Raw genomic sequence first — 9657 nt, 5'->3', positions numbered from 1 at the left:
GGAATTGCCGTGGGCAGGGTCTGGCGCGAGGTCGAAGGCGATCTTGCCGAGCTTCCTACGGAGCGTGCGGAGGACGACGGCGTCGTCGATGAGCTCGCCGCTCGCCGTGCACGACGCAACGTCATGTAACGAACTCTTTGATTGCCCCGCGAGGATCGACCTCGCGGGGTTTTTCGTGCCCTGCGCACCGGCGCCCATCTGCGCAGGCGGTGGTCAAGGCCGTATTCTAAAGGTATGACACGTCGACGAGATGCGCGCAGGAACCGCGAGAGGATCGTTCTCGCTGCCAAGCGGGTCTTCGCTCACCAGGGAGTGGAGGCGCCTCTCGAGCTCGTGTACTCAGAGGCGGGCGTCGGTCGAGCGACCTTCTACCGAAACTTCTCGGGCCGCAAGGAGCTCATCCACGGCATTTACGAGCAGCAGCTCGATCATCTGGAAGCCCTGGCGAGCGAGGAGGCGTTCGGCAGCCTGAGACGCGTGATCGAAGGCTACGCGGTTCAGGTCACGCAATCGCCCAACCTCATCAGGATCTTCGTCGAGGGACCCGAACAACTCGGAACCCTCGGACCGTTGCGTACCCGGTACCTTGAATTCGTGAGCGAGCTACTTGAGCAGTCCATCAGCAGGGGAGAGGTGCCGCCGAGCACGAGCATCGAGGATGTCCACGTGCTCCTCGCGATGGTCCAGGGTGCGATTCTCCTGCTCGAGACTCCGGGCGCGTGGTCCAGAACGCGGCTAGCCCTCAGGGTTGTGGACTCATATTTTGAATGGTCCTAACTGAGACTTTCAGCCCGCCGATTCTCACTTGACCGGGTTATCCGCGCTTGCCATAGATACGGCCAGCGACCTTCGACATAATGAACGAAACGATGACCTGGGAGGGTAATTTCGAATGGAACATACGTGGGACGAGAGCTACGACGTCGTCGTCGTCGGCTCGGGTACTGGTTTGATGGCCGCGATGACGGCGGCGAAGAATGGCCTTTCAACAATCGTTGTTGAAAAGACGGAAGTGTTTGGCGGGTCAACTGCGATGTCCGGCGGCGGCATGTGGATGCCGAACGCCTCGGTCATCGAGCGCAATGGGGCAGTGGACACGCCGCAGCGCGTTGAGACCTACCTTGATCACCTGTGCGGAGACGATTCGCCACGTGAGCGCCGTTCAGCGTTCGTCAAGTACGCGCCCGTCGTCGCTGACGCCATCGAGCGTTACACGCCGCTCGTGCTCAGCCACATGCCGGAGTACGCGGATTACTACTCGGACGTCGAGGGAGGCTCCGCCATTGGCCGTTCCGTAGAGGCGAAGCCGTTCGACGTCAAGAGTCTTGGCGACGACGCCGAACTCGTGCGTTCGGGGGAGATGGAAGCTCCCGTGCCGATGCCTGTGACGTCCGTGGACTACAAGTGGATGAACCTCATGAGGAGCAAGCCGGTGACGGCTTTCCCGAAGATCACCAAGCGCCTCGTGCAGGGCGTGGGCGGCATGGCTCTCAAACGCGAGTACGTTGCGGGCGGCCTGGCGCTCGCCGCTGGCCTGTACGCCGGAGCGAAGGCAGCGGGGGTCACCCTGCGCAACAATGCCGGCGTTACCGAGCTGATCAAGGACGGGGACCGCGTGGTCGGCGTCGTGGTGAACTCCAACGGCAAGGACGTGCGCATCAACGCAAAGAAGGCCGTCATCTTGGCCAACGGCGGTTTCGACCGCAACATGGAAATGCGCCACAAGTACCAGTCTGAACACCTCGAGGACGGCTGGCAGTTCGGCAATCCGGGCGCAACGGGCGAGGTGCACAAGATGGCCGAGTCCATCGGCGCAGAGCTCGTGCTCATGGATCAGACCTGGTGGTTCCCGGCCATTAAGCCCGTCAGCAAGGACGCCGGACCTGCAGTTCTGCTCGCTGAGCGCTCGCTGCCCGGCAGCCTAATCGTGGATAAGACGGGCCATCGGTTCATGAACGAATCAATCGACTACATGAGGGCGGGCAAGACCATCCTCGGCATGGACGACGGCGAGGAACCGCATCTTCCCGCGTGGCTCATTTTCGACAAGAAGTACCGCGATAGCTACGTGCTCGGCGGTGGAGTGATGCCGGGTATGCCGCTTCCCAAGGAGTGGTACGAGGCCGGCATTGCGTTCAAGGCGGACACGATTCAGGAGTTGGCCGCGAAGATGGGCGTGGACGGTCTTCCGGACGGAGTCAAGCACTTTAACGTGCTTGCGGCCCAAGCGAACGACGACGATTTCCAGCGTGGCAACACCCATTACGACCGCTACTACGGAGATCCGACCAACACGCCGAACCCGTGCCTGAGGCCACTGGGGAAGGGGCCGTACTACGCGATCGAGATCGTGCCGGGAGACCTTGGAACCTGTGGCGGTGTAAGTGCGGACGAATACGGCCGTGCGCTGACGCCGAGCGGAGAACCGATCGAGGGCCTGTATGCCATCGGCAACGCCGCCGGAAACGCGTTCGGCAAGGTGTACCCGGGCGCAGGCGCGACCATTGGCCAGGGCGTCGTCTTTGGATACATCGCAGCATTGCACGCAGCAGGAAAGCTGAACTAGAGCGTTTCCTCCAGCAGCGCCCCCGCCAGGAACGTCCACCTGGTGGGGGCGCCCTCTTTGTGGGAAGACCGCGAGAGGGGTAGGGGCACAATTGTCGAGTGGTAGATGCACAGAGACTATCGTCGGCACATCCCGCCCAATTTGACATAATGTACATTATCGGATCGGAGTGCCGAGCACGACCCTAACCGCGATAGCCACCTTTCGGTGACAGGCCACCGCTTCCGTCGTCGTCGGAATTTCTCAGGAGCGCTCCCCGTTAAAATGTAGACGGAAGCTATTGAAGGAGAATACATTGGCAGAACGTTCACTGCGCGGAATGAAAATCGGCGCGTACTCACTCGAATCTGATGTCGGCGTCGCTTTCGTGGAACGCCGTGAGGAAAGGTACGAGTGCTCCAACGGCCACACGTTCTACGTGACCTACGCCAAGGACGCCGAAACGCCCCAGTTTTGGGAGTGCAAGTGCGGACAGAAGGCTGAGCTCGTCCGCGGCGGTGGCACAGACGATTCCAAGCCCGCTAAGCCGCAGCGCACGCACTGGGACATGCTCCTCGAGCGTCGTGACATCGACGAGCTCCAGGTCCTCCTCGACGAGCGCCTCGAGCTTCTTCGCGCCGGCAAGCTCTACAAGCGCCGCCGCTGAAGGCTTGAGGGCTAGCGGCCGAGCACCTGTCGAATCTGCGCGCCACGACGCTTCATTCCGAGCTTCGTGGCGCGAATAAATGCTTCCTGGATGATGTTTCCAGACATCTTCGAGTCGCCAATCTCGCGCTCGACGAAGGAAATCGGCACTTCCACGATCTTCGCGCCCAGATCCCTCATCTTCAGAGTCATGTCCACCTGGAAAAAATAGCCCTTCGACTCGATAGTTGAAAAATCAAGTTTCTTCAGCGTGTCCGTGCGGAAGACCCTGAAACCGGCGGTTGCGTCTTTCGCGGGTAGGTCGAGCCACAGCTTGATGTATAAATTGCCTGCGCGCGACAGGACCTCGCGGTGCTTGGGCCAGTTCACCACTTCCCCACCGCCTACCCAGCGCGAGCCAATAACAAGGTCCGGTTTATCCGGTTCATCGGCGCGTTCGAGCAGTTCAGGCAGGTGTTCGGGACGATGAGATCCATCGGCGTCCATCTCGCACACGTGCGTGTATCCCCGATCAATCGCCCATTCGAAGCCGGCGAGGTAGGCCCGCCCGAGCCCTTCCTTGGCCGTGCGGTGCATGACGTGGATCTGCGAATCATCGGCCGCGCGCTCGTCGGCGTAGGCGCCGGTTCCGTCGGGCGAGTTATCGTCAATGACGAGGATATCCACCTCGGGAACAGCCGCTCTGGTGCGATCCAGCATGCCCGGAAGCGACTCTCGCTCGGTGTACGTGGGGATACAGATCAAAACCTTCATGAACGTCCTCGTTCGCGCGTTGACAATGCGGCCACACCTGCAACCATAGCGCTTAGCGCACCGAGAATGTAGATCGCCACCACGCGCACGCCAGCCGTTCGTGTGGCGAACGTCGTGTACTCGTGAATCCCCACGGGGATCACCCGGGCGTCCTGGGTAAACAATTCGGTCTGGTAGGCAATCTGGCCATGCGTGTTGACCACGCCAGTGATACCGGAGGTCGACACCTGCACCACCGTGCGCTGATGCTCGATCGCGCGAAAACGCGACATAGCAAATTGCTGCGAACTCAGGCCCGTGTATCCAAACGTGGCGTTATTCGTCGGTACGACGATGAGCTGTGCCCCCTCGTTGACGGATTCCGCCACGATCTCGTTGTAAGCGACCTCGAAGCAGATCGGCACCGCGAGGTTGATCGTCGAGTCAGCTACCGAGACGAGCACGTTTGCCGGGCCATCACCCGCGAACATGTCGGCTCCCACCCGATCAATTGCCTCTGAGAAGTTCCGGAAGAAGTCACGATGCGGCACGTATTCACCAAACGGCACGGGATGTTGCTTGGAATATCGGTCTGTCACTCCCACGTTCGGCTCGATCACGAGCACGTCGTTGTAGCGCCCGCCATCCACATACTCCTGCGTGCCCATGACGAGCGGTATCTGCGCCTCGTCGACGAGCCCGAAGACGATCTGCCCGGCCTGTTCATCTGCGCGCACGTCGCGATCTGACGACGATTCGGGCCACAGAATGATGTCCGGCGTAATCGTGGTCTCCTTGAGAAGCGCACGGGTTGCCTCGGCGTGGTTTTGGGTGACTACGAGCGCCCGGTTCTCCGTACCGGGTTCGGGAATATTGCCCTGCACAATGGCAACGTTTATCGTTCCCGAGGCGTGTGAGCCAATGGGAACGAACACAGGCACGATAACAAGCGCGAGCACGCTCACCACGGCGGTCATGGCCCCCAGGAACGTCATGCGCACGGCCATCGCTATGAGGAGCGCGACGACGATCGCCGCGGCTCCCACGAGCGTTGTCGAGCCGTAGGGCGCGAGGCGCACGAGGGGCGTATCCACGAGTGCGAAGCCGAGGGTTCCCCAGGGCATTCCCCCAAACGGCCACGCGGATCTTAGTTGTTCCATTGCGAGCCACGTGAAGACGGCCAACAGAATCTGCGCGGCGGTTCTCGCGGATGGGCGCAGGTTCTCCATGCGCTCGACGCGCGAAAAGAGTGACCAGGTCCCGCCTAGAACGCCGATGTACACGGCCTCGACCGCTGCGAGGGCAAACTGCGCGAGGAACGTGCCCGAGGCCGGCGTCGCCCACTGAAAGAGAGGCAGAAAGTACGCGAAGGCCCATATCCATGCATAGCCGAAACCGGCGGTCACTCCCCTGCCTCGCACGGCGGTCCACAACAGCGCGAGACCTGCAAATGCGAGGAACCACAAGCCCACGGGCTCGTTGGCGAGCCACATGGCGAGGCCGCCGCCCACGGCGGCGAGGAGCCGAACAATCACCGTTAGATCCTATGCCAAAAAATAGCGCAGACCCCGACCAAGTCCCTCGGACCGATCCGGTGGATCGTTTTCTATCGAACTTGCGGAGTCTGCGCTCACACTATTATCCGTGCGTCCCTTTAGACTAGGTAACCCCCACCGCGCTGGCAACTTCAATTGAAGACTGAGACGGGCCACCGCGACTTTGGCACGTGTTTACGTCAGTGCGATTGGCATCACATTAGCGTGTCTTGTTCATCGGCGTGTCGCACTTGCCTGTCGCCGACTAGAGCCATTCCCATCGGCGTACCAAATCACGGGCCTGACGTGCGGTTTCTCCCAGATACTCGGCGGGCGCGATGTCGATGATTTGCCCAAGGAGGTCGATGAGCCGCCGGTTTGCCGAAATGAAATCTCCGACGACGACGTCGCTCATGGCCAGCACAGACTCCAGATCCGCTCCCCCGGCCCACGCCATAAACGCGTCCATCCCACCCGGGTACGGCTGCGCTGTCCGGGCGATGCCGTGCGCAGCCTCCATGTCGAGGAGGAAGTCGAGATTGCGGTTGATCGCGGACCAGGCCGCTCGCAGGCGTGGGTGAGTCGGCACGTTGACGCCGAGTCGGCGGTCGCACAGGTAGGCCGAACATACGCCGGCAAACTCTGCCGGAGTGAGCTCGGCCAGCTGCTTCTCGCTCAGCGACTGAACGATGAGCAGATCGGCTTCGTTGTGGACGCCGCGAAGCATGGAGGCGCCGGCGGCAAGTTTGACCATGCCCGAATCCGTGCGTCCGGATTCGCCGGGTTGGAAATATCCCAGGCGGGCAAGAACGGCGGCCGTGGCGTCAAACTCCTTTGCCACCGATTCGTCAAAGCTCTCGGAGAGCTCCTCGAGTTCGCGCAGGCTCGCCTCAAGAGCGATGTATTCGGAGGCCTGCTCGATGTGCTCGGCCAGTTCCGGGCAATGATGCACCGGGTGCGCTTCGAGTTCGGGATTGGATCGCACGGCAAAGCGGTCCCACGATCCCATCAGGTCGCGATCTTGGCCCAGCTCCTCGCGCTCGGCGATCGCGGCGTACATGTCGTCCGCAATCTGTTCGCGCACCTCGGGCTTCTTCGGCGAGACGCCGAACGGCATCTCGATGGTTCCAAGATCTCGCAGTTCCGAGGAGAGCTCGTCGTGGGCCAGCCACACCATCTCTCCGTAGATGTTGATGAGCCGCAGCCGCCGCCCGAGTGAAAGCACGACGCCGTACTCAAGCTCTCCCTCGCGCGCATAGGCGTATAGGTGGCCCGTCTGCGCAGCATCCCACGAGTCCTGGATGCGCTCCCGGTAATTCTCCTTCGCGCGCTTGCGCTCACTCTTCGTTGCTCGATCAGCCGTGCGGCGAATGCGCAGGTACTCCACGAGGTCGCCGAGCAAGCAGGCCTCGCGGAGTTCCGTTTCCATCGACTCAAGCCGCGACCGGATACGAGTGATTCGGCCACGGATTTCACCGAGGTCAGCATTGCGCTGATACTGGGCGAACGAGGTGCCCATGATCGCCCGCGAGTCCTCATAGGTGTGGAACGCGAGCAAGTTGGCCACGGAGTTATACGAGGGGAAGAACGCCGATTCCAGCGGCTCAACCCTGCCCGATCCAAGATCGGCGAGCCGGCGAACGTCGAGCTCGTCGGTATGAAGAACGACAGCGTGCCCTACCGTATCCTTGCCGCGGCGTCCGGCCCGCCCGATCAGCTGGGTGTATTCCGTAGCCGAGAGCTCCACGAAATCGGCGCCATTCCAGCGCTGGAGGTCTTCGAGGACGACCGTGCGCACGGGCATATCGATACCCAGGGCGAGCGTGCCCGTCGCGTACACGAGTTTAAGCAGGCCATCTTCCATGAGGTCTTCGGCCAGTTCCTTCAGAGCGGGGAACATTCCGGCGTGATGCGCGGCAAAGCCGCGAGTCATCGCCTGGGACCAGAATCCGAACCGGACTGCTCGCTGGTCTTCCTCCGTCAGCTCCTCGCGTAACTCGCGCAGGCGCCGTCGGATCCTCGTGGCCTCCTCCTTGGAGGTCAGTGACACGCCGCCATCGAGTAAATCGCCGACCGCGCGATCACAACCCTTGCGGGAGAAGATGAAGTGAATCGCCGGAAGCAGGTCGCGCTCGGCAAGCTGGGTGAGCACGCGCTTACGCCGGGCAACGGACGTCGTGCGCCGGCGCCGGTATCCTCCGGACTCATTGCGCTCAGCCAGTTTGGCGTCCGCCTGCAGGAGCCGCTGGGAAATGTCTCCATCGGCGTCAAATAGCGGGTGGAGCTTGCGTGAGACGGCCACGTGCTGGAGAAGCGGAACCGGCCGGACGGTCGAGACGACGACGCCCGTCGGCCCGCGCACAGAGCGCAGCCACCCCGAAAACTCCTCGACGTTGGAAATCGTTGCCGAGAGCGAGACGAGGCGCGTGCGCTCGGGCAGCTGCAGGATGACTTCCTCCCACACGGGCCCACGGAATTCGTCGGCAAGGTAGTGTACCTCGTCGAGAACTACGTAGCCGACGTCGCGAATCATGTCATCGCGTTGGAAGAGCATATTGCGCAGCACTTCGGTGGTAACCACGAGGATGGGTGCGTCGCGATTGATCGTCTGGTCGCCGGTGAGGAGGCCGACCGTGTCCTCGCCTAAATCTTCGGCGAGGTCCCGGTACTTCTGGTTCGAGAGCGCTTTGATGGGCGCGGTATAGACACAGCGCGCCGAGCGAGCGAGTGCCAACTCCACGGCGTATTCGGCCACGACTGTTTTGCCGGCGCCCGTCGGCGCGCACACCAGCACGTCTTCGTCGCCGTTGAGGGCCTCGATCGCTTCCAGCTGGAACGCGTCCAGGTGAATCCCGCGGGCGGCGTACTCGTCGATGAAATGCGAGGCAACGAGATCCATTACATCACCATTCTGAGCGCGTGCGGGATCACGCGAATCGTCGCCGGCGCCCGGCAGATCTCCTCGCCGTCGGCCATGATGAGCGGTAGGTCAATCCCGTGCTCGGGGGCGGACTCGATCCGCACCTGCGCCGTGCGGAACACGTGCACCTGAGGATCCTTCGTGTGCCTGATCAGCAGCAGTTTCGGAATGAGATCCACGAGGTCGATGCGGCGGAAACCGGGAGTGACGACGACGTCGAGCAGGCCGTCGTCGGGAAGCGCACCCGGCGAAATGCAAAAGCCTCCGCCAAAGAACCGCGTGTTCGCGATTGATAGCAGGGTCATCGGGCCGGCGTGGCTGTGCCCGTCCATCGTCAGCCGCACGCCGTAGGGCTCGTACTCGCGCACGGAGGTCATCAGGCCGCGCACGTAGCGCAGGTTTCCCTTTGGCCACGTCAGTTTGTTTGTGCGATCGTTCGCGTCGGCGTCGATCCCGACGGACGCGATCGCCAGGGCGCGCTCGCTTCCGCCTTCCCATTCGATCTCGATAACGTCAACGTCCCGATAGCGCCGGGTGAGCAGCGAGGACGCGATCTGATGGATCGAATCGTGCACGGAATGAATCGGCAGGTCGAATTCGCGGGCGATATCGTTGCCCGATCCAGCGGCGATGATGCCAACGGGTATGTGCGAATCCCCCACCGCGTTCACCGCCGTGTGGATAAAGCCATCGCCGCCCACGAGCACAAGGGCGTCGATGAGCCCGTCCGCGATGCGATCGTGCATGACCTGTTTAGACTCGGCGGGATCGCCGACGGGAAGCCAGTCGATGTCGACGGGATACATGTCGAGGACTTCGCGTAGAACCTCGCGATACTTTTCTCCCCTTCCCTTGCCCGAGGCAGGGTTCAGCGCGACACCTATCCTCATGATCGGAACTCGTCCACGCGCTTGCGGGCCCGCTCGCGTTCCTCGGGGCCGATCGATGTGAAGCTGTCTTCCGTGATGTCTTCCCACCTGCCAGTTGCCTGATTGAGTCGACGACGACGCGCCTGGGCACGCACCTCGGAGATACGACGCCGGTCGCGGCGGGCTTCCTCAAGCCTGGCCGGGTCCTCGTACACGTCACCAATTGGCGTGATCTCGCGATCTGAGGACCCGGAAAAGCTGCTCACTGCCCGGCCAAATTCACCCGCTTGCCTGGTGAGCCGCTTGAGCGAGCGCCAAATGTCCCGGACGGTGAACCCGAGATAGATGGCTAGGGCGATCAGCCCGATGATGAGAACCCACACCCACACG

General features: G+C 62.1%; 8 protein-coding genes and 1 pseudogene. 4 read left to right on the top strand and 5 right to left on the bottom strand.

The genetic code is table 11. The features are described from left to right. From ACHFFR_RS01155 to ACHFFR_RS01140, 4 genes and pseudogenes are all read left to right on the top strand, one after another. Positions 1-129: pseudogene (locus ACHFFR_RS01155) on the top strand (transcriptional regulator); the annotation flags it as partial. A 105-nt stretch (positions 130-234) separates the two neighbouring features. Beyond that, complete coding sequence (locus ACHFFR_RS01150; protein ID WP_394262433.1) at positions 235-777, top strand: TetR/AcrR family transcriptional regulator; 543 nt, start codon at positions 235-237, stop codon at positions 775-777. 115 nt (positions 778-892) lie between these two features. Then, complete coding sequence (locus ACHFFR_RS01145) at positions 893-2566, top strand: FAD-dependent oxidoreductase (protein ID WP_394262432.1); 1674 nt, start codon at positions 893-895, stop codon at positions 2564-2566. A 295-nt stretch (positions 2567-2861) separates the two neighbouring features. Then, entirely contained in the window at positions 2862-3212 is a 351-nt protein-coding gene (locus tag ACHFFR_RS01140) for an RNA polymerase-binding protein RbpA (RefSeq protein ID WP_394262431.1), read from the top strand. Positions 3213-3223: 11 nt separating this feature from the next. Here ACHFFR_RS01140 and ACHFFR_RS01135 read toward each other — a convergent pair whose 3' ends face one another. The 5 genes from ACHFFR_RS01135 to ACHFFR_RS01115 all read right to left on the bottom strand — a co-directional run bounded on the left by ACHFFR_RS01135 (position 3224) and on the right by ACHFFR_RS01115 (position 9656). Further along, entirely contained in the window at positions 3224-3964 is a 741-nt protein-coding gene (locus ACHFFR_RS01135; protein WP_394262430.1) for a polyprenol monophosphomannose synthase, read from the bottom strand. After that, the gene (gene lnt, locus ACHFFR_RS01130) at positions 3961-5478 is read right to left on the bottom strand and encodes an apolipoprotein N-acyltransferase (RefSeq protein ID WP_394262429.1); all 1518 of its coding nucleotides are present in this window, start codon (positions 5476-5478) and stop codon (positions 3961-3963) included. The genes ACHFFR_RS01135 and lnt overlap by 4 nt, the downstream gene beginning before the upstream one ends. A gap of 265 nt (positions 5479-5743) precedes the next feature. Then, on the bottom strand, positions 5744-8377 hold the full coding sequence (locus tag ACHFFR_RS01125) for a DEAD/DEAH box helicase (protein ID WP_394262428.1): 2634 nt from the start codon (positions 8375-8377) through the stop codon (positions 5744-5746). After that, on the bottom strand, positions 8377-9288 hold the full coding sequence (locus ACHFFR_RS01120; RefSeq protein WP_394262427.1) for a diacylglycerol/lipid kinase family protein: 912 nt from the start codon (positions 9286-9288) through the stop codon (positions 8377-8379). Before ACHFFR_RS01120 ends, ACHFFR_RS01125 begins: the two co-directional genes overlap by 1 nt. After that, the gene (locus tag ACHFFR_RS01115; RefSeq protein WP_394262426.1) at positions 9285-9656 is read right to left on the bottom strand and encodes a hypothetical protein; all 372 of its coding nucleotides are present in this window, start codon (positions 9654-9656) and stop codon (positions 9285-9287) included. The genes ACHFFR_RS01120 and ACHFFR_RS01115 overlap by 4 nt, the downstream gene beginning before the upstream one ends. Position 9657: the final 1 nt, after the last annotated feature.

The organism is Trueperella sp. (assembly GCF_043424875.1).
Classification (GTDB): Bacteria; Actinomycetota; Actinomycetes; order Actinomycetales; family Actinomycetaceae; genus Trueperella.
The sequence above is the reverse complement of the archived record's forward strand: the minus strand, read 5'-3'. Positions and strand labels throughout refer to the sequence as shown.

What these genes read in the sequence shown, in the direction of transcription:
- ACHFFR_RS01150 (WP_394262433.1), top strand. Translation starts at nt 235, where the DNA reads ATGACACGTCGACGAGATGCGCGCAGGAACCGCGAGAGGATCGTTCTC.
- ACHFFR_RS01145 (WP_394262432.1), top strand. Translation starts at nt 893, where the DNA reads ATGGAACATACGTGGGACGAGAGCTACGACGTCGTCGTCGTCGGCTCG.
- ACHFFR_RS01135 (WP_394262430.1), bottom strand. Translation starts at nt 3,964, where the DNA reads ATGAAGGTTTTGATCTGTATCCCCACGTACACCGAGCGAGAGTCGCTT.
- ACHFFR_RS01125 (WP_394262428.1), bottom strand. Translation starts at nt 8,377, where the DNA reads ATGGATCTCGTTGCCTCGCATTTCATCGACGAGTACGCCGCCCGCGGG.
- ACHFFR_RS01120 (WP_394262427.1), bottom strand. Translation starts at nt 9,288, where the DNA reads ATGAGGATAGGTGTCGCGCTGAACCCTGCCTCGGGCAAGGGAAGGGGA.